The 22,053-nt window shown below is 62.4% G+C and carries 34 protein-coding genes; 33 read left to right on the forward strand and 1 reads right to left on the reverse strand.

Annotation, left to right across the window (positions count from 1 at the left end; translation table 11 throughout):
• The first annotated feature begins 21 nt into the window (after positions 1 to 21).
• The 29 genes from tuf to rplQ all read left to right on the forward strand — a co-directional run bounded on the left by tuf (position 22) and on the right by rplQ (position 15,116).
• Positions 22 to 1,215: an elongation factor Tu gene (gene tuf / locus ACOJCM_RS10880; protein ID WP_445212085.1), complete on the forward strand. Its 1,194-nt coding sequence runs from the start codon at positions 22 to 24 to the stop codon at positions 1,213 to 1,215.
• A gap of 165 nt (positions 1,216 to 1,380) precedes the next feature.
• Positions 1,381 to 1,692: a 30S ribosomal protein S10 gene (gene rpsJ, locus ACOJCM_RS10885; protein WP_010626466.1), complete on the forward strand. Its 312-nt coding sequence runs from the start codon at positions 1,381 to 1,383 to the stop codon at positions 1,690 to 1,692.
• 151 nt (positions 1,693 to 1,843) lie between these two features.
• Complete coding sequence (rplC, locus tag ACOJCM_RS10890) at positions 1,844 to 2,482, forward strand: 50S ribosomal protein L3 (protein ID WP_445212086.1); 639 nt, start codon at positions 1,844 to 1,846, stop codon at positions 2,480 to 2,482.
• 14 nt (positions 2,483 to 2,496) lie between these two features.
• Positions 2,497 to 3,102 (forward strand): 50S ribosomal protein L4, encoded by a 606-nt coding sequence (gene rplD, locus ACOJCM_RS10895; protein WP_445212087.1) that lies wholly within the window; start codon positions 2,497 to 2,499, stop codon positions 3,100 to 3,102.
• Entirely contained in the window at positions 3,099 to 3,395 is a 297-nt protein-coding gene (gene rplW, locus ACOJCM_RS10900) for a 50S ribosomal protein L23 (protein WP_111413338.1), read from the forward strand. The genes rplD and rplW overlap by 4 nt, the downstream gene beginning before the upstream one ends.
• A gap of 17 nt (positions 3,396 to 3,412) precedes the next feature.
• Complete coding sequence (rplB, locus tag ACOJCM_RS10905; RefSeq protein WP_445212088.1) at positions 3,413 to 4,240, forward strand: 50S ribosomal protein L2; 828 nt, start codon at positions 3,413 to 3,415, stop codon at positions 4,238 to 4,240.
• A 22-nt stretch (positions 4,241 to 4,262) separates the two neighbouring features.
• Positions 4,263 to 4,538, forward strand: a complete 276-nt coding sequence (rpsS, locus tag ACOJCM_RS10910) for a 30S ribosomal protein S19 (RefSeq protein ID WP_009098993.1) — start codon at positions 4,263 to 4,265, stop codon at positions 4,536 to 4,538.
• Positions 4,539 to 4,556: 18 nt separating this feature from the next.
• A complete protein-coding gene (gene rplV / locus ACOJCM_RS10915; RefSeq protein WP_097790618.1) occupies positions 4,557 to 4,889 on the forward strand; it encodes a 50S ribosomal protein L22 in 333 nt (110 codons plus the stop codon).
• A gap of 11 nt (positions 4,890 to 4,900) precedes the next feature.
• A complete protein-coding gene (gene rpsC, locus ACOJCM_RS10920; RefSeq protein WP_445212089.1) occupies positions 4,901 to 5,602 on the forward strand; it encodes a 30S ribosomal protein S3 in 702 nt (233 codons plus the stop codon).
• Between the two features lie 15 nt (positions 5,603 to 5,617).
• Entirely contained in the window at positions 5,618 to 6,031 is a 414-nt protein-coding gene (gene rplP / locus ACOJCM_RS10925; RefSeq protein WP_102588120.1) for a 50S ribosomal protein L16, read from the forward strand.
• Positions 6,031 to 6,222, forward strand: a complete 192-nt coding sequence (rpmC, locus tag ACOJCM_RS10930) for a 50S ribosomal protein L29 (protein WP_010626474.1) — start codon at positions 6,031 to 6,033, stop codon at positions 6,220 to 6,222. Before rplP ends, rpmC begins: the two co-directional genes overlap by 1 nt.
• 1 nt (position 6,223) lies before the next feature.
• Positions 6,224 to 6,484 carry a 30S ribosomal protein S17 gene (gene rpsQ, locus ACOJCM_RS10935; protein ID WP_411796744.1) on the forward strand — a complete coding sequence of 87 codons (261 nt, stop codon included), beginning with the start codon at positions 6,224 to 6,226 and terminating at the stop codon, positions 6,482 to 6,484.
• Between the two features lie 39 nt (positions 6,485 to 6,523).
• Complete coding sequence (rplN, locus tag ACOJCM_RS10940) at positions 6,524 to 6,895, forward strand: 50S ribosomal protein L14 (protein WP_010626476.1); 372 nt, start codon at positions 6,524 to 6,526, stop codon at positions 6,893 to 6,895.
• 14 nt (positions 6,896 to 6,909) lie between these two features.
• Complete coding sequence (gene rplX / locus ACOJCM_RS10945) at positions 6,910 to 7,227, forward strand: 50S ribosomal protein L24 (RefSeq protein WP_086507996.1); 318 nt, start codon at positions 6,910 to 6,912, stop codon at positions 7,225 to 7,227.
• Between the two features lie 18 nt (positions 7,228 to 7,245).
• Positions 7,246 to 7,785: a 50S ribosomal protein L5 gene (gene rplE / locus ACOJCM_RS10950; protein ID WP_111413343.1), complete on the forward strand. Its 540-nt coding sequence runs from the start codon at positions 7,246 to 7,248 to the stop codon at positions 7,783 to 7,785.
• A 10-nt stretch (positions 7,786 to 7,795) separates the two neighbouring features.
• Complete coding sequence (gene rpsN, locus ACOJCM_RS10955) at positions 7,796 to 8,101, forward strand: 30S ribosomal protein S14 (RefSeq protein ID WP_445212090.1); 306 nt, start codon at positions 7,796 to 7,798, stop codon at positions 8,099 to 8,101.
• Between the two features lie 32 nt (positions 8,102 to 8,133).
• Complete coding sequence (gene rpsH / locus ACOJCM_RS10960) at positions 8,134 to 8,526, forward strand: 30S ribosomal protein S8 (protein WP_445212091.1); 393 nt, start codon at positions 8,134 to 8,136, stop codon at positions 8,524 to 8,526.
• A gap of 9 nt (positions 8,527 to 8,535) precedes the next feature.
• Positions 8,536 to 9,066, forward strand: coding sequence for a 50S ribosomal protein L6 (rplF, locus tag ACOJCM_RS10965; RefSeq protein ID WP_445212092.1), 531 nt, complete (start codon positions 8,536 to 8,538; stop codon positions 9,064 to 9,066).
• Between the two features lie 9 nt (positions 9,067 to 9,075).
• Complete coding sequence (gene rplR / locus ACOJCM_RS10970; protein WP_111413347.1) at positions 9,076 to 9,426, forward strand: 50S ribosomal protein L18; 351 nt, start codon at positions 9,076 to 9,078, stop codon at positions 9,424 to 9,426.
• An 11-nt stretch (positions 9,427 to 9,437) separates the two neighbouring features.
• Positions 9,438 to 9,938 carry a 30S ribosomal protein S5 gene (rpsE, locus tag ACOJCM_RS10975; protein ID WP_010626483.1) on the forward strand — a complete coding sequence of 167 codons (501 nt, stop codon included), beginning with the start codon at positions 9,438 to 9,440 and terminating at the stop codon, positions 9,936 to 9,938.
• A 5-nt stretch (positions 9,939 to 9,943) separates the two neighbouring features.
• Positions 9,944 to 10,126 (forward strand): 50S ribosomal protein L30, encoded by a 183-nt coding sequence (gene rpmD, locus ACOJCM_RS10980; protein ID WP_010626484.1) that lies wholly within the window; start codon positions 9,944 to 9,946, stop codon positions 10,124 to 10,126.
• 3 nt (positions 10,127 to 10,129) lie between these two features.
• Positions 10,130 to 10,564: a 50S ribosomal protein L15 gene (rplO, locus tag ACOJCM_RS10985; RefSeq protein ID WP_445212093.1), complete on the forward strand. Its 435-nt coding sequence runs from the start codon at positions 10,130 to 10,132 to the stop codon at positions 10,562 to 10,564.
• Entirely contained in the window at positions 10,565 to 11,896 is a 1,332-nt protein-coding gene (gene secY, locus ACOJCM_RS10990) for a preprotein translocase subunit SecY (protein ID WP_445212094.1), read from the forward strand.
• 52 nt (positions 11,897 to 11,948) lie between these two features.
• Positions 11,949 to 12,062 carry a 50S ribosomal protein L36 gene (rpmJ, locus tag ACOJCM_RS10995; RefSeq protein WP_009099023.1) on the forward strand — a complete coding sequence of 38 codons (114 nt, stop codon included), beginning with the start codon at positions 11,949 to 11,951 and terminating at the stop codon, positions 12,060 to 12,062.
• Positions 12,063 to 12,184: 122 nt separating this feature from the next.
• Positions 12,185 to 12,541 (forward strand): 30S ribosomal protein S13, encoded by a 357-nt coding sequence (gene rpsM / locus ACOJCM_RS11000; RefSeq protein WP_010626487.1) that lies wholly within the window; start codon positions 12,185 to 12,187, stop codon positions 12,539 to 12,541.
• A 39-nt stretch (positions 12,542 to 12,580) separates the two neighbouring features.
• The gene (gene rpsK / locus ACOJCM_RS11005; RefSeq protein ID WP_010626488.1) at positions 12,581 to 12,967 is read left to right on the forward strand and encodes a 30S ribosomal protein S11; all 387 of its coding nucleotides are present in this window, start codon (positions 12,581 to 12,583) and stop codon (positions 12,965 to 12,967) included.
• A gap of 12 nt (positions 12,968 to 12,979) precedes the next feature.
• Positions 12,980 to 13,600, forward strand: coding sequence for a 30S ribosomal protein S4 (gene rpsD / locus ACOJCM_RS11010; RefSeq protein ID WP_010626489.1), 621 nt, complete (start codon positions 12,980 to 12,982; stop codon positions 13,598 to 13,600).
• Between the two features lie 82 nt (positions 13,601 to 13,682).
• Complete coding sequence (locus tag ACOJCM_RS11015; RefSeq protein ID WP_445212095.1) at positions 13,683 to 14,681, forward strand: DNA-directed RNA polymerase subunit alpha; 999 nt, start codon at positions 13,683 to 13,685, stop codon at positions 14,679 to 14,681.
• Positions 14,682 to 14,720: 39 nt separating this feature from the next.
• Positions 14,721 to 15,116, forward strand: coding sequence for a 50S ribosomal protein L17 (rplQ, locus tag ACOJCM_RS11020; protein WP_010626491.1), 396 nt, complete (start codon positions 14,721 to 14,723; stop codon positions 15,114 to 15,116).
• A gap of 91 nt (positions 15,117 to 15,207) precedes the next feature.
• Here rplQ and uvrA read toward each other — a convergent pair whose 3' ends face one another.
• Positions 15,208 to 18,069, reverse strand: a complete 2,862-nt coding sequence (uvrA, locus tag ACOJCM_RS11025; protein ID WP_445212096.1) for an excinuclease ABC subunit UvrA — start codon at positions 18,067 to 18,069, stop codon at positions 15,208 to 15,210.
• Between the two features lie 162 nt (positions 18,070 to 18,231).
• Between uvrA and ACOJCM_RS11030 the strand changes: the two genes are divergently transcribed.
• From ACOJCM_RS11030 to ACOJCM_RS11045, 4 genes are all read left to right on the forward strand, one after another.
• Positions 18,232 to 19,620 carry an MFS transporter gene (locus ACOJCM_RS11030; RefSeq protein ID WP_445212097.1) on the forward strand — a complete coding sequence of 463 codons (1,389 nt, stop codon included), beginning with the start codon at positions 18,232 to 18,234 and terminating at the stop codon, positions 19,618 to 19,620.
• Between the two features lie 72 nt (positions 19,621 to 19,692).
• The gene (gene ssb, locus ACOJCM_RS11035; RefSeq protein WP_445212098.1) at positions 19,693 to 20,331 is read left to right on the forward strand and encodes a single-stranded DNA-binding protein; all 639 of its coding nucleotides are present in this window, start codon (positions 19,693 to 19,695) and stop codon (positions 20,329 to 20,331) included.
• 34 nt (positions 20,332 to 20,365) lie between these two features.
• Positions 20,366 to 21,259 (forward strand): sugar nucleotide-binding protein, encoded by an 894-nt coding sequence (locus ACOJCM_RS11040; RefSeq protein ID WP_445212099.1) that lies wholly within the window; start codon positions 20,366 to 20,368, stop codon positions 21,257 to 21,259.
• Positions 21,256 to 22,014, forward strand: coding sequence for a lysophospholipid acyltransferase family protein (locus ACOJCM_RS11045; protein ID WP_445212100.1), 759 nt, complete (start codon positions 21,256 to 21,258; stop codon positions 22,012 to 22,014). Before ACOJCM_RS11040 ends, ACOJCM_RS11045 begins: the two co-directional genes overlap by 4 nt.
• The last annotated feature ends 39 nt before the right edge of the window (positions 22,015 to 22,053 follow it).

Raw genomic sequence — 22,053 nt, forward strand, 5'->3', positions numbered from 1 at the left:
AAACGTAAAGAGGTTATCGAAGTGGCTAAGGAAAAATTCGAACGTTCCAAACCGCACGTCAACGTCGGCACCATCGGTCACGTCGACCACGGCAAGACCACTCTGACTGCGGCCCTGACTCGCGTTTCTGCTGAGGTCTTCGGCGGTGAATGGCGTCAGTTCGACTCCATCGACAATGCGCCGGAAGAGCGTGAGCGTGGTATCACCATCGCTACCTCTCACGTCGAGTATCAGTCCGAGCAGCGCCACTATGCGCACGTCGACTGCCCGGGGCACGCCGACTACGTCAAGAACATGATCACCGGTGCCGCGCAGATGGATGGCGCCATCCTGGTCTGTTCCGCTGCCGACGGCCCCATGCCGCAGACGCGTGAGCACATCCTGCTGTCACGCCAGGTCGGCGTTCCGTACATCGTCGTGTTCCTGAACAAGGCCGACATGGTCGATGACGAGGAGCTGCTCGAGCTGGTCGAAATGGAAGTGCGCGAACTCCTGAACGAGTACGACTTCCCGGGCGACGACACGCCGATCATCACCGGCTCCGCGCTGATGGCGCTGAACGGCGAAGACGACAACGGAATGGGCACCACCGCCGTTGCCAACCTGATCAAGGCGCTGGACGACTACATCCCCGAGCCGGAGCGTGCGATCGATCAGCCGTTCCTGATGCCGATCGAGGACGTGTTCTCCATCTCCGGTCGCGGCACCGTTGTCACCGGCCGTATCGAGCGTGGCATCGTCAAGGCCGGCGAAGAAGTCGAGATCGTGGGTATCAAGGACACCACCAAGACTACCGTTACCGGTGTCGAGATGTTCCGCAAGCTGCTCGACGAAGGTCGTGCCGGTGAGAACGTCGGCGCCCTGCTGCGTGGCACCAAGCGTGACGAGGTCGAGCGCGGCCAGGTTCTGGCCAAGCCGGGCACCATCACACCGCACACCGTCTTCGAAGCCGAAGTCTATGTGCTGTCCAAGGAAGAGGGTGGTCGCCACACTCCGTTCTTCAAGGGCTACCGCCCGCAGTTCTACTTCCGTACCACCGACGTGACCGGTACTTGTGAGCTGCCGGAAGGCGTCGAGATGGTCATGCCGGGCGACAACGTCCAGATGGTCGTCACCCTGATCGCTCCGATTGCCATGGACGAAGGTCTGCGCTTCGCCATCCGCGAAGGCGGCCGCACCGTCGGCGCCGGCGTCGTGGCCAAGATCGTTCAGTAAGTCCTGGACTTCTGAGAGATCGAAGGGGGCTCCGTGAGGAGCCCCCTTTCTGCGCACCCGAGCGGAGTTGTTTGACTCTCGTCTCGGGCATGCATATAATGCGCATCCTTTGAATGCGTGGGTAGGCGGCAGATTGCCGTCGACATCCATTGGAGTTTAGGGCAAATGCAGAACCAGAAGATTCGCATTCGGTTGAAGGCTTTCGACCATCGCCTGATCGACCAGTCCGCCGCGGAGATCGTTGATACCGCCAAGCGTACTGGCGCCCAGGTGCGCGGTCCGATCCCGCTGCCGACCAATCGTGAGCGCTACACTGTGCTGATCTCGCCGCACGTCAACAAGGACGCGCGCGACCAGTACGAGATTCGTACTCACAAGCGTGTGCTCGATATCGTCGAGCCGACCGAAAAGACTGTCGATGCCCTCATGAAGCTCGACCTCGCCGCTGGCGTGGACGTGCAGATCAAGCTCGACTAACCACACTAGACACCCGCGGCCCAGCGCTCTTCGCCTGACGCATCGAGCAGCAGCCGCCACGCCGTGATGGCGTCATACAACGTGCTAGTGGAATGCTCTGGAAAGGGCAGCCATAGCGGGTGATAGCCCCGTACACTAAAGGAGACTGAGAATGACTATCGGTTTGGTCGGTAGAAAGGCCGGTATGACCCGTGTCTTTACCGAAGATGGCGCCTCCGTGCCCGTAACCGTGATCGAGGTTGAGCCGAATCGCGTCACTAGCGTGAAGTCTGTCGAAAGCGATGGCTACGCTGCGATTCAGGTAACAACCGGCTCCCGCAAGGCCAAGCATCTCACCAAGGCGCAAGCAGGTCAGTACGCCAAGGCGGGTGTCGAGGCCGGTCGTTCCCTGATGGAGTTCCGACTCGCCGAAGGCGATGAGACTCCGGAAGTGGGCGGCGAACTCACCGTATCTCTCTTCGAAGCTGGTCAGATGGTCGACGTGACCGGCACCTCCAAGGGCAAGGGTTTCCAGGGCGCCGTCAAGCGCTGGAATTTCCGTACCCAGGATGCCACCCACGGCAACTCCCTGTCGCATCGCGCGCCGGGCTCCATCGGCATGTGTCAGACGCCGGGTCGCGTCTTCAAGGGCAAGAAAATGGCCGGTCAGATGGGCAACGTCCGCTGCACCGTTCAGAGCCTCGAAGTCGTGCGGGTCGATGCCGAGCGCAACCTGCTGCTGATCAAGGGTGCCGTGCCTGGTGCTACCGGCAGCGACGTCATCGTTCGCAGCGCCGTCAAAGCTGGCTGAAGGGGATAGAACCGATGAATCTGAATCTTGCTGCAGGCGCGGGTACTGTCGAAGTCGCCGACGCCACCTTTGGCAAAGAATTCAACGAGGCGCTGGTTCACCAGGTCGTCACCGCCTATCTGGCCGGTGCGCGTCAGGGTTCCCGCGCCCAGAAGAACCGTTCCGATGTGAGTGGCGGCGGCAAGAAGCCGTGGCGCCAGAAGGGCACCGGTCGTGCACGTGCCGGCACCATCCGCTCGCCGCTGTGGCGCAGTGGTGGCGTGACCTTCGCTGCGCGCCCGCAGGACCACTCGCAGAAAGTCAATCGCAAGATGTATCGCGCAGCCATGCGCTCCATCCTGTCCGAGCTGGTGCGTCAGGAACGCCTGATTGCCATCGACGAGTTTACCGTCGATGCGCCCAAGACCAAGCAGCTGGTCGCCAAGCTGGGCGAGCTGGGTCTGGAGAAGGCGCTGATCGTCACCGAGGAAGTCGACGAGAAGCTCTATCTGGCCGCCCGCAACATCCCCAACGTGGATGTGGTGGACGTGGCCGCCGCCGATCCGGTGAGCCTGATCGCCTTCGACAAGGTGCTGGTCACCGTCTCTGCTCTGCGTAAATTCGAGGAGAAGCTGGCATGAACCAGGAGCGCGTATTCAAGGTTCTGCTTGGTCCCCACGTGACCGAGAAGGCCGCTTTCGCCGCCGAGCGCAACCAGTATGTGTTCAAGGTGGCCAGCGACGCGACCAAGCCCGAAATCAAGCAGGCCGTTCAGGTGCTGTTTGGCAAGAAGGTCGATCGTGTCCAGGTGCTGAACATGAAGGGCAAGACCAAGCGCACGGCGCACGGTCTGGGCCGTCGTCAGGGTTACCGCAAGGCCTACGTGACTCTGGCGGCTGGTGAGACGCTCGAAGACTTCACTGGCGCCGAATAAGGGCAGGAGTACGGATCATGGCAATCGTCAAGACTAAACCCACATCCGCCGGTCGTCGCCACGTCGTCAAGGTCGTCAGCGAAGATCTGCACAAGGGTAAGCCCTACGCCCCGCTGCTCGAGAAGCAGTCGCGCAGCGGCGGTCGTAACAATAACGGTCGCATCACTACCCGCCACGTGGGCGGTGGTCACCGTCAGCACTACCGGATCATCGACTTCAAGCGCACCAAGGATGGCGTTCCCGCCATCGTCGAGCGTCTCGAGTACGATCCGAACCGCAGCGCTCACATCGCGCTGCTGAAGTACCTGGACGGCGAGCGTCGCTACATCATCGCGCCCAAGGGCGTGAGCGCAGGCGACCGTCTCGAGTCCGGCGTGAATGCGGCGATCAAGAAGGGCAACACCCTTCCGCTGCGCAACATCCCGCTGGGTTCCACCGTTCACTGCATCGAGCTCAAGCCCGGCAAGGGTGCCCAGCTCGCGCGCAGTGCCGGTACTAGCGCCCAGTTGGTCGCCCGCGAGGGCAGCTATGCCACCCTGCGTCTTCGCTCCGGCGAGATGCGCAAGGTGCTGGCCGACTGTCGCGCAACCCTGGGTGAAGTGAGCAACTCTGAGCACAGCCTGCGTCAACTTGGCAAGGCCGGTGCGAAGCGCTGGAGAGGCGTGCGTCCGACCGTTCGCGGTGTGGCCATGAACCCGGTAGATCACCCGCACGGTGGCGGCGAAGGCCGCACCAGCGGTGGTCGTCACCCGGTGACGCCGTGGGGCGTTCCCACCAAGGGCCACAAGACCCGCAAGAACAAGCGCACTGACGCGCTGATCGTTCGTCGCCGCAAGGCCAAGTAACAGACATTAAGGGGTAACGGCTGTGCCACGTTCACTGAAGAAAGGTCCTTTTATCGACCTTCATCTGTTGAAGAAGGTTGAGGCTGCAGTGGAAAAGAACGACCGCAAACCGATCAAGACCTGGTCGCGTCGTTCCATGATTCTGCCGAACATGGTTGGACTCACCATTGCTGTCCATAACGGTCGCCAACACGTCCCGGTGCACGTCTCCGAGGAAATGGTTGGCCACAAGCTGGGCGAATTCGCTGCCACCCGCACCTATCGCGGCCATGCGGCGGACAAGAAAGCCAAACGGTAAGCCAGAGAGGATTGAGAGATGGAAGTCACAGCTAAGCTGCGTGGCGCTCGTTTATCCGCCCAGAAGGCCCGTTTGGTGGCTGACCAGGTGCGCGGTAAACCGGTCGCCGAGGCGCTCGACCTGCTGACCTTCTCACCGAAGAAGGCTGCCAAGCTGGTCAAGAAAGTGCTGCAGTCCGCCATCGCGAATGCGGAAGAGAACAACGGCATGGATATCGACGAGCTGCGTGTCTCGACCATCTGCGTCGATGAGGGCATGACGCTCAAGCGCATCCGTCCGCGCGCCAAGGGTCGTGCGGATCGCATCCTGAAGCGCACCTGCCACATCACCGTCAAGGTAGCCGAGAAGTAGGAGTCGACCAGATGGGTCAGAAAGTCAATCCGACAGGTATTCGGCTGGGTATCGTCAAGGATCACTCCTCGGTGTGGTACGCCGAGGGCGATGCTTACGCCGACAAGCTGAACAACGATCTCGAGGTGCGTCGCTTCCTCGAAGAGCGTCTGAAGAACGCGTCCGTCAGCCGCATCACTATCGAGCGGCCGGCGAACAACGCGCGTATCACCATTCACACTGCCCGTCCGGGCATCGTGATTGGGAAGAAGGGCGAGGACGTCGATCGTCTGCGTCGCGATGTCACCGCGATGATGGGCGTGCCCGTGCACGTCAACATCGAAGAGGTCCGCAAGCCGGAGCTCGATGCCAAGCTCGTCGCGCAGAACATTGCCGGCCAGCTCGAGCGCCGCGTGATGTTCCGTCGCGCCATGAAGCGTGCGGTGCAGAACGCCATGCGCCTGGGTGCGGGTGGCATCAAGGTGCAGCTCTCCGGTCGCCTCGGCGGCGCGGAAATCGCCCGCACCGAATGGTACCGGGAAGGTCGCGTGCCGCTGCATACCCTGCGTGCGGACATCGACTACGCCACCTACGAGGCCAAGACCACCTACGGCATCATCGGTGTCAAGGTGTGGGTCTTCAAGGGTGAAATCCTCGGGGGCATCGAAGAGGTCCGCGCCAAGGCCAAGCAACAGCCGCAGGCCGCGCCCTCCAAGAAGAAAGGTTCCAGGTAAGGGGAGAGCGAGTCGATGTTACAGCCCAAGCGCATGAAATTCCGCAAGATGATGAAAGGCCGCAACCGTGGCCTGGCGCATCGCGGAAGCAAGATCAGCTTCGGGGAATACGGCCTGAAGGCAACCGGTCGCGGCCGCATCACGGCGCGTCAGATCGAAGCCGGCCGTCGTGCGATCACCCGTCACGTCAAGCGTGGCGGCAAGATCTGGATCCGCGTCTTCCCCGACAAGCCGATTTCCAAGAAGCCGCTCGAAGTCCGTATGGGTAAGGGCAAGGGCTCCGTCGAGTACTGGGTCGCACAGATCCAGCCGGGCCGGGTCCTTTATGAGATCGAAGGCGTATCCGAAGAGCTGGCCCGTGAGGCCTTCTCCCTGGCCGCGCAGAAGATGCCCATATCCACCACCTTTGTGAAACGGACGGTGATGTGATGAAAGCCCAGGAAATTCGTGAAAAGTCAGTCGAGCAGCTCCAGGAGCAGCTCTTCGAACTCCTCCGCGAGCAGTTCAACCTGCGCATGCAGAAGGCCACCGGCCAGCTCAGCCAGACTCATCTGCTCAAGCAGGTTCGTCGGGATATCGCCCGGGTGAAGACTGTGCTCAACGAGAAGGCAGGTGACTGAGATGGCCGAAGAAAAGAAAGCCCGTACGCTCACCGGCAAGGTGGTGAGCGACAAGATGGAAAAATCCATCGTCGTCATGATCGAGCGCCGCGAGCGGCATCCGATCTACGGCAAGTACGTCAAGCGCTCCACCAAGCTGCACGCCCACGACGAGACGAACCAGGCCAAGGCCGGTGACACGGTTTCCATTCAGGAGTGCCGTCCGCTGTCCAAGAAGAAGGCCTGGACGCTGGTCGAGGTGATCGAGCAGGCCAAGGGCTGAGCTCGGCGAGAGCAGTCAGATTAGGTTTGGAGAAAACCGATGATTCAGACTCAGACAATGCTGGATGTCGCCGACAACAGCGGAGCGCGCCGGGTGCAGTGCATCAAGGTGCTTGGCGGCTCACACCGCCGCTACGCGCGTGTCGGTGACATCATCAAGGTCACGGTGAAGGAAGCCATTCCGCGTGGCAAGGTCAAGAAAGGCCAGGTCCTCAAGGCGGTAGTGGTTCGCACCCGCAGCGGTGTCCGTCGTTCCGACGGTTCGCTGATCCGCTTCGATGGAAATGCGGCGGTTCTGTTGAACAACACCAACGAACAGCCGATCGGTACCCGTATCTTCGGACCGGTGACCCGTGAGCTTCGTACCGAGAAGTTCATGAAGATCATTTCCCTGGCGCCCGAAGTGCTGTAAGGAGCGAGGCGGATATGCAAAAGATCAAACGTGACGATGAAGTGATCGTCATCGCCGGCAAGGACAAGGGCAAGCGTGGCACCGTCAAGCGCGTCCTTAAGGACGAACGCTTCGTCGTGTCCGGTGTGAACATGATCAAGCGTCACACCAAGCCCAACCCTATGGCGGGCAATCAGGGCGGTATCGTCGAGCGCGAGGCTCCGATTCACGCGTCCAACGTGGCGATCTTCAACTCGGAGACCGGTAAGGCGGATCGCGTCGGCTTCCAGGTTAAGGAAGACGGTACCAAGGTACGTATCTACAAGTCGACGCAGACGCAGATCGACGCCTAACGCGAGTCGGGTAGCAAAATGGCGAACTTGAAAGAACGTTATCAGAACGAGGTGGTGGCTCAGCTCAAAGAGCAGTTCAGCTACGCCAACGTGATGCAAGTGCCGCGGATCACCAAGGTGACCCTCAACATGGGTATCGGTGACGCGACCAGCGACAAGAAGCTGATCGAGAATGCCATCGGCGACCTGGAGAAGCTCTCCGGTCAGAAGCCGCTGGTGACCAAGGCGCGCAAGTCCATCGCGGGCTTCAAGGTGCGCGAAGGTTGGCCGATCGGCATCAAGGTGACCCTGCGCGCCGAGCGCATGTGGGAATTCCTTGATCGTCTGGTCAATATCGCGATTCCCCGCGTACGTGACTTCCGTGGTCTCAACCCGAAGTCCTTCGACGGTCGCGGCAACTACTCCATGGGTGTGCGTGAGCAGATCATCTTCCCCGAGATCGAATATGATAAGATCGATCGGATTCGTGGGCTGGATGTCACCATCACCACTACTGCCAACACCGACGAGGAAGGTCGTGCGCTGCTGAGCGCGCTGAACTTCCCGTTCAAGAAATAAGGGTGGGATCATGGCAAAGAAAAGCATGATTGAACGCGAGCTCAAGCGCACCAAGCTGGTCGAGAAGTATGCGGCCCGCCGTGCCGAGCTCAAGGCGATCATCCAGAACGTGAACACTTCCGACGAAGAGCGCTTCGAGGCGACGCTGAAACTGCAGCAGTTGCCGCGGGACTCCAGCCCGGTTCGTCAGCGTAACCGCTGCCGTATGACCGGCCGTCCGCACGGCTACTACAACAAGTTCGGGCTTGCCCGTAACAAGCTGCGTGAAGCCGCTATGCGTGGCGAGGTCCCTGGGCTGAAGAAGTCCAGCTGGTAAGCCGCCACGGAAACATCAGGAGCGCAATGTAAATGAGCATGCAAGACACTCTGGCGGATATGTTCACCCGTATCCGCAATGCGCAAATGGCCACCAAGGAGACGGTCACCATGCCGTCCTCCAAGCTCAAGGTCCAGGTGGCCCGCGTATTGAAGGAAGAGGGCTATATCAACGACTTCGCGGTCGCTGAAGGTACCAAGCCCGAGCTGACCGTGACCCTCAAGTACTTCGAGGGCAGGCCGGTCATCGAGCACCTGCAGCGGGTATCCAAGCCGTCCCTGCGTCAGTACAAGGGCAAGGATGCACTGCCCAAAGTCGCGGACGGCATGGGTGTGGCGATCGTCACCACCTCCCAGGGCGTGATGACCGACCGTGCCGCTCGCCAGGCGGGCGTCGGTGGCGAAGTCATCTGCACCGTATTCTAGGAGTCTGGAATGTCCCGCGTAGCCAAATATCCGGTTAAAGTGCCCGCCGGCGTCGACATCAAGCTCGACGGCGACCAGTTGACCGTCAAGGGCAGCCAGGGCGCGCTGTCCATGACCGTTCACCCGGACGTGGCCATCGGTCAGGAAGAGGGTCAGCTGACCTTCAATCCGAGCGAGAGCGCCAAGTCCTGGGCCATGGTCGGCACTACTCGTGCTCTGGTCCAGAACCTGGTCACCGGCGTCTCCGAGGGTTTTACCAAGACCCTCGAAATCGTTGGCGTCGGCTATCGTGCCCAGGCAAGTGGCCAGACGCTGAATCTGTCACTGGGCTTCTCTCACCCGGTCGAGTATTCGCTGCCTGAGGGTGTCTCCGCGGAAACGCCGAAGAACACCGTCATCGTGCTGAAGAGCGCGGACAAGCAGAAGCTGGGCCAGGTCGCCGCCGAGGTTCGTGCCTTCCGTCCGCCTGAGCCCTACAAGGGCAAGGGTGTGCGGTATGCCGACGAGCAGGTGCGTCGTAAAGAAGCCAAGAAGAAGTAAGGCAGGGTTATGAACGCGAAGAAAGAATCTCGTCTCCGTCGTGCCCGCCGCGCTCGCGCCAAGATGCGCGAGCTGGGCGTGTATCGCCTGTGCGTCAATCGTACCCCCCGCCACATCTACGCGCAGATCATCTCGCCGGATGGTGGCAAGGTGCTGGCCAGCGCTTCCACGCTGGACAAGGACCTGCGTGAGGGGGCGACTGGCAACTCTGACGCCGCCGCCAAGGTCGGTGCGCTGATTGCCGAACGCGCCAAGCAGGCTGGCATCACCCAGGTGGCCTTCGATCGTGCCGGTTACAAGTACCACGGTCGCGTGAAGGCCCTGGCCGACGCCGCACGTGAAGGCGGCCTGGAATTCTAAAGGGTTTTACGATGGCGAAGAACGAACAGAACACCGGCGACCTGCAGGAAAAGCTCGTGCAGGTCAACCGCGTCGCCAAGGTGGTCAAGGGTGGCCGTATTTTCGGCTTCACCGCACTGACCGTCGTGGGCGACGGCAATGGTCGTGTCGGCTTCGGTCGCGGCAAGGCGCGTGAAGTGCCGGTCGCGATCCAGAAGGCCATGGATCAGGCGCGCCGCAATATGGTCAAGGTGAGCCTCAAGGGCCACACGCTGCAGTACCCGGTCAAGGCCCGTCATGGTGCCTCCAAGGTGTACATGCAGCCGGCTTCCGAAGGTACCGGGATCATTGCCGGCGGCGCCATGCGCTCCGTGCTCGAGTTGGCTGGCGTCCACGACGTCCTGGCCAAGTGCTACGGCTCCACCAATCCGGTGAACGTGGTGCGCGCGACCGTCAAGGGTCTCGCTTCCATGCAGTCGCCGGAAGACATCGCCGCCAAGCGTGGCCTGTCTGTCGAAGCGATCACGGGGTAAATACCATGGCAGCCACACTCAAGGTTACCCAGATCCGTAGCACCATCGGCACACTGCCCAAGCACAAGGCCACCATGAAGGGCCTGGGGCTGCGCCGCATCGGTCATACGGTCGAACTGGAAGACACCCCTGCCGTCCGCGGCATGATCCACAAGGTCAACTACCTTGTGCGGGTAGAGGGAGAGTAATCCATGAAACTCAATAGCTTAAGCCCGGCTCCGGGCTCCAAGCACGCCGAGAAGCGCGTCGGCCGTGGCATGGGTTCCGGTCTGGGCAAGACCGGTGGCCGTGGCCACAAGGGCCAGAAGTCGCGCAGCGGCGGCAGCGTGAAGCCCGGTTTCGAAGGCGGTCAGATGCCGCTGCAGCGGCGCTTGCCGAAGTTCGGCTTCACCTCCATGAAGTCTCTGGTCACCGAAGAGGTGCGTCTGAGCGAGCTGGCCAAGGTCAGCGGTGACGAAGTCACCCTGGAGACCCTGAAGCAGGCGAACGTCCTCAAGGGTGCCACCCAGCACGCGAAGATCATTCTTTCCGGCGACGTCAACAAGGCGGTTATCGTTCGCGGTCTCAAGGTCACCAAGGGTGCCCGTGCCGCGATCGAGGCCGCCGGCGGCAAGGTAGAGGACTAAATGGCCAAGTCAGGAAACATGCCGGCGATGGGCAGCGGTCTGAGTGAACTGTGGGCGCGCCTGCGCTTCGTGCTCCTCGCCATCGTGGTGTACCGCATCGGTGCCCATATCCCCGTTCCCGGTATCAATCCTGACCAGCTTGCTGCCTTGTTCAGGGAGCAGCAGGGCACCATCCTGGGACTGTTCAACATGTTCTCGGGCGGTGCGCTGGAACGCATGAGTATCTTCGCCCTGGGCATCATGCCCTACATATCAGCGTCGATCATCATGCAGCTGCTGACCGCAGTCTCGCCCCACCTCGAGCAGTTGAAGAAGGAGGGCGAGGCTGGTCGTCGCAAGATCAGCCAGTACACCCGCTACGGCACCGTGGTGCTGGCTTTCGTCCAGGCCACCGGCATGTCGGTGGGCCTGGCCAGCCAGGGCATTGCTTATACCGCCGACTTCAGCTTCTATTTCACTGCCATCGTCACTTTCGTGTCGGGCGCAGTGTTCCTGATGTGGCTGGGTGAGCAGATCACCGAGAAAGGTATCGGCAACGGTATCTCGCTGCTGATCTTCGCGGGGATCGTCGCTGGTTTGCCGGGTGCGGTGGGCCAGGCGTTCGAGCTGGCCCGCAACGAAGGTGCGTGGAACGTGCTACCGCTGCTGGCCCTCTCCGCGCTGGGTGTGGCGACCGTGGCTTTCGTGGTGTTCATCGAGCGCGGCCAGCGCCGTATCACGGTGAACTACCCGCGACGTCAGGTCGGAAACAAGATGTACGCTGGGCAGAGCAGTTACCTGCCGCTGAAAGTGAACATGGCGGGCGTGATTCCGCCGATTTTCGCTTCCAGTATCCTGCTTTTCCCCGCCTCCATTGGCCAGTGGGTCGGAGCCGGGGATGGCATGGAGTGGCTGCAGCGTGCTTCCCAGGCCTTGGGCCCGGGCCAGCCGCTGTACATCTTGCTTTTCGCGGCGGCGGTGGTATTCTTCTGCTTCTTTTACACAGCGCTGGTCTTCAACCCCAAGGATGTCGCTGACAACCTCAAGAAGTCAGGGGCCTTCCTCCCGGGTATTCGCCCTGGTGAGCAGACCGCTCGCTATGTCGACAAGGTCATGACCCGTCTGACCTTATTCGGTGCCCTTTACATCACTGCGGTTTCCCTGATGCCCCAGTTCCTGATCGTGGCGTGGAACGTGCCGTTCTTTTTCGGCGGTACCTCGCTTTTGATCGTGGTGGTGGTGATCATGGACTTCATGGCCCAGGTGCAGTCGCATCTCATGTCGCATCAGTACGAGTCGGTGATGAAGAAGTCCAACCTGAAAGGCTATGGCAGCGGCGGCATCATGCGCTGAGTCGCGCCGCCGGTGAACTGGCGCGCCGTGTGCCGATTTTGGAGAAGGAACGATGAAAGTTCGAGCTTCCGTCAAGAAGATGTGCCGCAACTGCAAGATCATTCGGCGCAATGGCGCGGTCCGCGTCATCTGCATCGAGCCGCGGCACAAGCAGCGCCAGGGTTGATCCCGGCGCGAATAGAATGGCGGCGCCGGCATACCTCTTGCCCCAAGGCGGGTAAAGGGGTATGCTGTTGCGCCTTTTGTAGCAACTAATCGAGCAAGCCGCTCAAATTTCGGAGAAAGCTGATGGCCCGTATTGCAGGCGTCAATATCCCGGACAACAAGCATGCGGCGATCTCGCTGACCTATATCTTCGGGATTGGCCGTACGCGTGCGCAGGAAATCTGTGCCGCTACCGGCATCGCGCCGACCACCAAGATTCAGGAGCTCTCCTCGGAAGAGGTCGATGCCCTGCGTGCCGAGGTCGGCAAGTACACCGTGGAAGGTGACCTTCGTCGTGATGTGACGCTGAATATCAAGCGTCTCATGGACCTGGGTTGCTATCGTGGTCTGCGTCATCGTCGTAGTCTTCCGCTGCGTGGTCAGCGGACCAAGACTAACGCGCGTACCCGCAAGGGCCCGCGCAAGCCGATCCGCAAGTAACACGCACGTTCTGGCGTAAAGACAGGAATAGACATCAACATGGCTAACCCGCGTAGCAACCGTAAAAAGGTTAAAAAGCAGGTAGTGGACGCCGTTGCGCATATCCACGCCTCTTTTAACAACACGATCGTGACGATCACAGACCGCCAGGGCAACGCTCTTTCATGGGCGACTGCCGGTGGTTCGGGTTTTCGTGGTTCTCGCAAGAGCACCCCGTTCGCTGCTCAAGTGGCAAGCGAACGTGCAGCGACCGCTGCAGCCGAGTATGGTGTGAAAAACGTCGACGTGCTGGTCAAGGGCCCCGGTCCTGGTCGTGAATCCGCCGTGCGCGCACTGAGCGCTGCCGGCTTCCGCGTGCAGAGCATCACTGACGCGACGCCCATTCCCCACAATGGCTGCCGTCCGCCGAAGAAACGCCGCGTTTAAGGAGACAGATTCATGGCTCGTTATATTGGACCGAAGTGCAAACTGTCTCGTCGTGAAGGCACCGACCTCTTTCTGAAGAGCGGTGTGACTCCCTTCGAGAAGAAGTGCAAATCCGAGCAGATTCCGGGTGTGCACGGCCAGCGCCGTCAGCGTCTTTCCGACTACGGCTTGCAGCTTCGTGAGAAGCAGAAAGTGCGTCGTATCTACGGCGTGCTCGAGAAGCAGTTCCGCAGCTACTACAAGGAGGCCGCCCGTCGCTCCGGCGCCACCGGTGAAGTCCTGCTGCAGCTGCTCGAATCCCGACTGGACAACGTCGTCTACCGCATGGGCTTCGGTTCCACCCGCTCCGAGGCACGCCAGCTGGTGAGCCACAAGGCGATTGCGGTCAACGGCCGTACCGTCAACGTGGCCTCCTATCAGGTCAAGCCCGGCGACGTGGTTTCCGTTCGCGAGAAGGCGAAGAACCAGGCGCGCATCCAGAGTGCGCTTTCCATTGCCGCCAACCGTGGCGACGTCGCCTGGATCGAGGTGGACGCGAAGAAGATGGAAGGCACCTTCAAGGCTATCCCGGAGCGCGGCGACCTGTCGGCCGACATCAACGAAAACCTGATCGTCGAGCTGTACTCGAAGTAATCGTCGCTGACCGCGTCGTGCCGGCCCTTCGGGGCCGGTAGCGAGTACCGAGTAACCGTTAGGCAGCCTCAAAGGTGTAGTTATGCAGCGTTCAGTGACAGAGTTTCTCCGTCCGCGCGATATCAAGGTCGAAGAGATCAGCGCGCATCACGCGAAGATCGTGCTCGAGCCGTTCGAGCGTGGCTTTGGCCATACCCTGGGCAATGCGCTGCGTCGCATTCTGCTCTCGTCCATGCCCGGCTGCGCCGTGGTGGAAGTCGAGATCACGGGTGTCGAGCATGAGTACAGCGCGATCGAGGGCGTTCAGGAAGATGTCATCGAGATCCTCCTGAACCTCAAGGACGTGGCCATCCGCATGCACAGTCGCGACGAGGCGATGCTCTCGCTGAACAAGCAGGGCCCGGCCGTTGTGACTGCGGGCGATATCGTCCTCGATCATGACGTCGAGATCGTCAACCCGGATCACGTCATCGCCCACGTCAACGAGGGTGCCGAGCTCAAGATGCAGCTCAAGGTCGCTCGTGGCCGCGGCTATGAGCCGGCAGATGCCCGTGTTGGCGCCGACGACGAATCTCGCGCCATCGGTCGCCTGCAGCTGGATGCCACCTTCAGCCCCGTGCGTCGCGTCTCGTATGCCGTCGATGCTGCGCGCGTCGAGCAGCGCACCGACCTCGACAAGCTGATCATCGACCTGGAAACCGACGGCACCCTGGATCCCGAGGAGGCCATTCGCCGCAGCGCCACCATCCTGCAGGAGCAGCTGGCCGCGTTCGTCGATCTTGAAGCCGACAAGGAACAGGAGGTCGAGGAGGAAGAGGATCATGTCGATCCCATCCTGCTGCGCCCCGTAGACGATCTCGAGTTGACCGTCCGCAGTGCCAACTGCCTGAAGGCCGAGAATATCTATTACATCGGCGATCTGATCCAGCGCACCGAAGTGGAGCTGCTGAAGACGCCGAACCTCGGCAAGAAGTCTTTGAACGAAATCAAGGACGTGTTGGCTGCTCGTGGTCTTTCCCTTGGCATGCGGCTGGAAAACTGGCCGCCGGCGAGCCTGAAGGACGACAAGGCCTCCGCGTGAGCGTCGACTCGAGTCCCAGTTTGGTAAGGAATCACAACCATGCGTCATCGTAAGAGTGGTCGTCACCTGAATCGTACCAGTTCGCATCGCCAGGCCATGTTCAAGAACATGAGCGTGTCGTTGATCGAGCACGAAGTGATCAAGACAACCCTGCCCAAGGCCAAGGAACTGCGTCGCGTCATCGAGCCGCTGATCACCCTGGCCAAGCAGGACAGCGTCGCCAACCGTCGTCTGGCCTTTAGCCGCACCCGCTCGAAGGAAGCGGTCGGCAAGCTCTTCAACGAGCTGGGTCCGCGTTACGCCGAGCGTCCGGGCGGTTACGTCCGTATCCTCAAGTGCGGCTTCCGCACCGGCGACAACGCCCCCATGGCCTTCGTCGAACTCGTTGACCGCCCGGTCGTCGAGGAGGTCGAGGAAGCCGCCGCCGAAGAGTGATCCTCGACGGCGGGCCCGGCCCGGCAATGCTGTACAAGACGAAAAACCCGGCTTCGTGCGAAGCCGGGTTTTTTTTATTGTTGTCACAACCCTATTTGGTGGTCGCCGGCTCGGTCTTGCGCTCCCTGGCCCGCTCCAGCAGCGGCTTGAGGAAGCGCCCCGTGTGCGAGACTTCCATGTTCGCCACCTGCTCCGGCGTTCCCTCAGCGATGATACGGCCGCCGCCGGAGCCGCCCTCGGGGCCGAGGTCGACGATCCAGTCGGCTGTCTTGATCACGTCGAGGTTGTGCTCGATGACCACGATGGTGTTGCCATGGTCGCGTAGGCGGTGCAGCACGGCGAGCAGCTGGCGAATATCCTCGAAGTGCAGCCCGGTGGTGGGCTCGTCGAGGATGTAGAGCGTCTTGCCGGTGTCGCGCTTGGCCAGCTCCCGGGCCAGCTTGACCCGCTGGGCCTCGCCGCCGGAAAGGGTGGTGGCGCTCTGTCCCAGCCGGATGTAGGAGAGGCCCACGTCGAGCAGTGTCTGCAGCCGGCGCGCGATGGCGGGCACGGGGCTGAAGAACTCCAGCGCCTCCTCCACCGTCATCTCGAGCACTTCGTCGATGCTCTTGCCCTTGTACTGGATTTCCAGCGTCTCGCGGTTGTAGCGCTTGCCCTTGCACACGTCGCACGGCACGTAGATGTCGGGCAGGAAGTGCATCTCGACCTTGATCATGCCTTCGCCCTGGCATGCCTCGCAGCGTCCGCCCTTGACATTGAAGCTAAAGCGGCCCGGCTTGTAGCCTCGTGAGCGCGCCTCCTGGGTCCCGGCGAAGAGTTCACGGATGGGGGTGAAAATCCCGGTATAGGTGGCCGGGTTGGACCGCGGCGTGCGCCCGATGGGGCTCTGGTCGATATCGATCACCTTGTCGAGTTGGTCGAGCCCTTCGATGGCGTCGTAGGGCGCAGGTGTCAACGTCGTGGCGTGGTTGAGTTCACGCGCGGCGATCGGCATGAGGGTCGAGTTGATCAGCGTCGACTTGCCCGAGCCGGAGACGCCGGTGACGCAAATGAACAGGCCCAGTGGCAGCTCGAGGGTGACGTGGTGCAGGTTGTTGCCGCTCGCCCCGGTCAGGCGCAGATGCTTTTCCGGGTTGCCGGGAATGCGCCACGGCGGGATTTCGATGCGACGCTCCCCCGACAAGTACTGGCCGGTGAGCGATTCGGGCGTCGACATCACCTCCTCGGGAGTACCCTGGGCGACGATGCGCCCGCCGTGAACGCCTGCGCCAGGGCCGATGTCGAGCACATGATCGGCGGCGCGAATGGCGTCCTCGTCGTGTTCCACCACGATCACGGTATTGCCCAGGTCGCGCAGGTGAATCAGCGTCTTGAGCAGACGATCGTTATCGCGCTGATGCAGGCCGATGGAGGGCTCGTCGAGGATGTACATGACGCCCACCAGGCCGGCGCCGATCTGGCTGGCCAGGCGGATGCGCTGGGCCTCGCCGCCGGAAAGCGTTTCGGCGCTGCGCTCGAGATTGAGATAATCGAGCCCGACATTGACCAGGAACTCAAGGCGCGCCTGGATTTCGTTGATCACTTTATGAGCGATCTCGCCCTTACGCCCGGGCAAGGTCAGTTGATGGAAGTAATCCCAGGCCTCGCCGATCGGCAGCTGCACGATTTGTGGGAGGGTATGATCGTCCACGAAGACGTGGCGTGCTTCCTTGCGCAGGCGCGAGCCGTGGCAGGTGGGGCAGGGGCGGTCGGCGATGTAGCGGGCCAGTTCCTCGCGCACCATGCTCGACTCGGTTTCGCGGTAACGCCGCTGCATGTTGGGCAGCACGCCCTCGAAGGGGTGCTCGCGGGTAACGCGCCGCCCACGATCGTTGACATAGCTGAAGGCGATCTCGTCGTCGCCGCTACCATAGAGGACGATATCCTTCTCGTGGCGGGCGAGGTCCTGCCACGCTGTCTCGAGGGTGAAGCGGTAGTGGTCGGCCACGGCCTGCAGCTGGCTGAAATAGTAGACGCTGCGGCGGTCCCAGCCCTTGATCACGCCCTCGGCCAGCGAAAGCTCCGGATGGCTGACCAGCTTGTCGGGGTCGAAGACCTGCTGCACACCAAGCCCGTCGCAGGTGGGGCAGGCGCCGGCGGGGTTGTTGAACGAGAACATGCGCGGTTCGAGTTCGGCGATGGCGTAGCCGCACACCGGACAGGCAAAGCGCGCCGAGAAGGTGATGTCCTCGGCCTCGCCGTCCATGAAGTGGACCACGGCTATGCCGTCTGCCAGCGTGAGCGCGGTCTCGAACGACTCAGCCAACCGTTGCTGGAGCCCTTCGCGCACCTTGATGCGGTCGACCACCACGCTGATGTCATGCTTCTTGTTCTTGTCGAGCGGTGCGATGTCGTCGAGCTCGAGCGCCTGGCCGTCGACCATGACGCGCACGAAGCCCTGAGCGCGCAGTTCGGCCAGCAGCTGCAAGTGTTCGCCCTTGCGCCCCGTGACCACCGGTGCGAGCAGCATCAGCTTGCTGCCTTCGGGCAGGGCGAGCACCTGGTCGACCATTTGCGAGATGGTGCTGGCCTCGAGCTCCTCGCCGTGCTCGGGGCAGCGCGGCGTGCCTGCACGAGCGAACAGCAGGCGCAGGTAGTCGTAGATCTCGGTAATGGTGCCTACGGTAGAGCGGGGGTTGTGCGAGGTGGACTTCTGCTCGATGGAAATCGCCGGCGACAGCCCTTCGATGTGATCGACGTCGGGCTTCTCCATCATGGACAGGAACTGGCGGGCATAGGTGGAGAGCGACTCGACGTAGCGCCGCTGGCCTTCGGCATAGAGGGTGTCGAAAGCCAGCGACGACTTGCCCGAGCCCGAAAGGCCCGTGACCACGATCAGGCTGTCGCGGGGCAGTTCGACGTCGATCTGCTTGAGGTTGTGGGTGCGCGCACCCCTGACCACGATCCTGTCCATTCACACCTCATGGCGCTGGGCAAAACCTCGATTATACGCCTGCGGCCCACTGCGCGCCAAAGCACCAGTGGCCGGGACGTTTCCTGCTGGGGCCGGAATCGTTAGAATAGTCGGTTCATCAAAGGGCCCCGGCCCGCCTACCCATGGAAATGTCTGCCCTCTATGCGCAAGGTCTCTGGACTGCTGCTAGCCTCCGAACGGCGTGCCATCATCGGCTTGGCCGGCCTGTATGCCACGCGCATGCTGGGGCTTTTCATGGTACTGCCGGTGTTGGCGCTGTACGCCGACGAACTGGCTGGCGCCACCCCGCTGTTGGTGGGCCTGGCGCTGGGCATCTATGGCCTGACCCAGGCGGTGCTGCAGATCCCTTTCGGCCTGCTTTCCGATCGTCTGGGGCGCAAGCCGGTCATCGCCGGTGGGCTCGTTCTGTTCCTGCTCGGCAGCGTGGTGGCGGCCAGTGCCGACACCATCGGCGGGGTCATCGCCGGGCGCTGCCTGCAGGGCAGCGGAGCGGTGGCTGCGGCGATCATGGCCCTGCTCGCCGATCAGACCCGGGAACAGGTGCGCACGGCTGCGATGGCCACCATTGGACTCTCCATTGGTGTGGCGTTCGCCGTGGCCATGGTGCTGGGGCCATGGCTGGCAGCGGCGTTCGGCCTTTCCTCGGTATTTTGGTTTACTGCCCTGCTCGCTGGCGTGGGATTGGCAGTGCTGTGGAAACTGGTCCCGCCGGCGCCGCGTCGGCTGCGCCACCGCGATGTGGGCATCGACCGGCAGCAGCTGGCGGTGACCCTCACCCGTGCCGACCTGTGGCGGCTCGACCTGTCGATCTTCGCCCTGCACCTGGTGCTGATGGCCATCTTCGTTGCCGTGCCGTTTCGCCTGGTCGAGGCGGGCATCGATGCCGAGCGGCATGGCCTGACCTACCTGGCCATCATGGCGCTGGCCTTCGTCGCCATGGTGCCGCTGGTGATCGTGGCCGAGAAGCGCCAGCGCATGAAGGGCATGAGTCTGGCGGCGATCGCCGCCATCACGGTCAGCCTGGCCGGCCTCGCCGGCTTCGGCGGCGGTTGGTCGCTGTTTGCCTGGCTGCTGCTTTTCTTCACCGCCTTCAATTTACTCGAGGCGATGTTGCCCTCGATGCTCAGCAAGCTCGCACCGGCCGGCGCCAAGGGAACGGCGATGGGCGTCTACTCCACCAGCCAGTTTCTCGGCGCCTTCCTCGGCGGCGTACTGGGAGGCTCCCTGGCTCAACAGTGGGGCCTGCCGGCGGTCTTCATCGGTAGCGCCCTGTTGGCCGGCGTATGGTGGCTGCTGATGCTGGGCATGCCGACGCCGCCTCACCTGTCGAGCGAAGTGGTGGCACTGGGCGACGAGCAACACGAGGATACGCTCGATACGCTGATGGCGAGTTTCGCCGAAGTGGCCGGGGTCGAGGACGTTATGGTCGTGCCTGAGGAGCGAGTGGCGTATCTTAAGGTGGACCGTCGCCGGCTCGACGAGGAGGCTCTGGCGCGCCTGATCCGTTCGAGTCGCCACCGCGGCGGCTAGCCTGCCCGGCAGGTATCGGTCTGCATGGCCGAAACATTACAATGCACATGTTCATCATAGAGGGAGTCCAGCATGGCCCGTGGCGTCAACAAGGTCATTCTCATTGGCAACCTGGGGCAGGATCCTGAGGTTCGCTTCATGCCGTCCGGCAGCCCCGTTGCCAATCTGCGCGTCGCTACCACCGATACCTGGACCGACCGCCAGAGCGGGCAGCGCCAGGAGCGTACCGAATGGCATTCGGTGGTGCTGTTCAATCGTCTGGCCGAAATCGCCCAGCAGTATTTGAAGAAAGGCTCGCGGGTGTATCTCGAAGGTCGCCTGCAGACGCGCAAGTGGCAGGGGCAGGACGGCCAGGATCGCTACACCACCGAAATCGTGGTCAACGACATGCAGATGCTCGACACCCGCAGCGGCGACTTCGGCGCTCAGCCCGGAGCGAGCATGCCGCCTCAGCAGGGCGGCTACGGTGCCTCCCAGGGCGCACCAGCCCCGCAGCAAGGGGGCACCCCACAGCAAGGGGGTGGTTATGGCGCCCCAGGCCAAGGTGGCGGCTATGGCAATGCCCCCCAGCAGGGTGGCTACGGCGGTGGTCAGCCCCAGCAGCGACCCGCGCCGGCCGGTCAGCCCCAGCAGGGCGGCCAGAAACAGAACAATTACGGTGCCCCCGACCCGGGCAGCTTCGACGACTTCGACGACGAGATCCCGTTCTGACTGGCACCCGCATGAGGCGACCGGAGGCTATTGTGTGAAGCTGTTGGTACTGGATGCCGGTCACTGCCTCAACCTGGCCTTGGCCAGGCTCGTGCACCGGCGCAGCGATACCGAGCTCGTCATCGAGGCAGGTCTCGACATCGATGCTGCGCTGCTGCGTGAGCTGGCGCCGGATGCGGTGATCATCCCGCCTCTTTCGGCGCCGATGGAGATCGAGCCGGCGGCCGTGGTGGCCCACGGTGAGGGAGTGGATACTTGCCTGGCGGCGTGCCGTGAAACGGATACGCCGCTGGTGTGGTGCGTTTCCGATCAGCTCTACCAGGACGGTTTCGAGACACCCATCGACGAGCACGTGATACCGGCGCCGCGCGACGAAAGCCTCCGGCGGCTGATCGCCATTGGCGACCGCATCCGCCAGAGTCATCCGCGGCACCTGATCGTGCGCCTGGGGCCGCTGTTCGCGCTGGAGGGCGGGCACGCCTGGCTCAGCGGCGTGATCGACAGCCTGGTGACCGGGGAGGAGGTTCGCGCGGCCCAGGACGTCATCTTCTGCCCCACGTCGGCGGACGCCGTAGCCATGGCGCTGGTGGGCATGTTGCACCAGCTGGTCTGCGGCTCCAGTGCCTGGGGGGCCTACCACCTGGCGGGTACGGAACCGGTCAGCGCCTACACCTTCACCTCCATGGTGCGTACCCAGCTCTCGACGCGCCTGGAAGGGCTCGGCGAGCAGGTGGCGTTGGGCGAGGTCAAGGCGCTCAAGCATCATCATGACCAGCCACTGCGGCGAGTGCTCAACTGCCGGCGCGTACTGGAAGCCTTCGGCGTTCACCAGAAGCCGTGGCGGCTGGAAGTGGGCCGCCTGCTCGACGAATGGTGTCAGGCTCGCCGCGCCACCGGCCTCGACGAAGAGGGCCGCACTTCCCCATGAATGTGTTGCGCAGCCTGTTGTTCTATGTCGGCTACTTTCTTGCCATTTTCGTCTTCGGTGCGCTGTTGCTGCCCGTGGCCCCGCTGTTGGCGCTGCCGGCCCGCTATCGGCTGCTCAATCTCTACAACCATTTCATCACCGCCTGGTTCCGCTGGACTTGCGGCGTGACCTATCGGGTTCGCGGCAGGGAGCACTTGCCACAGGGCCCCTGCGTGATCCTGGCCAACCACCAGTGCGAATGGGAGACCATCTACCTGCAGATTCTCAAGCCACCGGTATGTACGGTGCTCAAGCAGGAGCTGTTGCGCATCCCGGTGTTCGGCTGGGGGCTGCGATTGCTGCATCCCATCGGGGTGGACCGCTCGAAGCCGGCCCGGGCCATGCGGCAGGTACTGAGCCAGGGCGTGTCACGCCTGCAGGAAGGTTTGTCGGTACTGATCTTCCCCGAGGGCACCCGGGTGGATCCGGGCCAGCGACGCCGCTATAACAAGAGCGGTGCCGTCATCGCCTGTCGTGCCGGGGTGCCGGTGCTTCCGGTGGCCCATAACGCCGGCGAACGCTGGCCGGGGCGATACTGGGTGAAGAACCCGGGTGTGCTCAACGTGGTGGTGGGGGAGCCCATCGATACCGTGGGCCGGACGCCGGAGGAGGTGCTGGTCGAGGTCGAGGCATGGATAGAGGCGCGATTGGCCGAGATTTCCGAAATCCCTCGCCCGACGGATGCCAAACCGGCGGTGGGAGCCGGGGCCGGGTAGCGCTGACTCAGTCGTCTTGAAAACACAAAAGGCGCCCGT

This window comes from Billgrantia hypersalina (assembly GCF_052584175.1).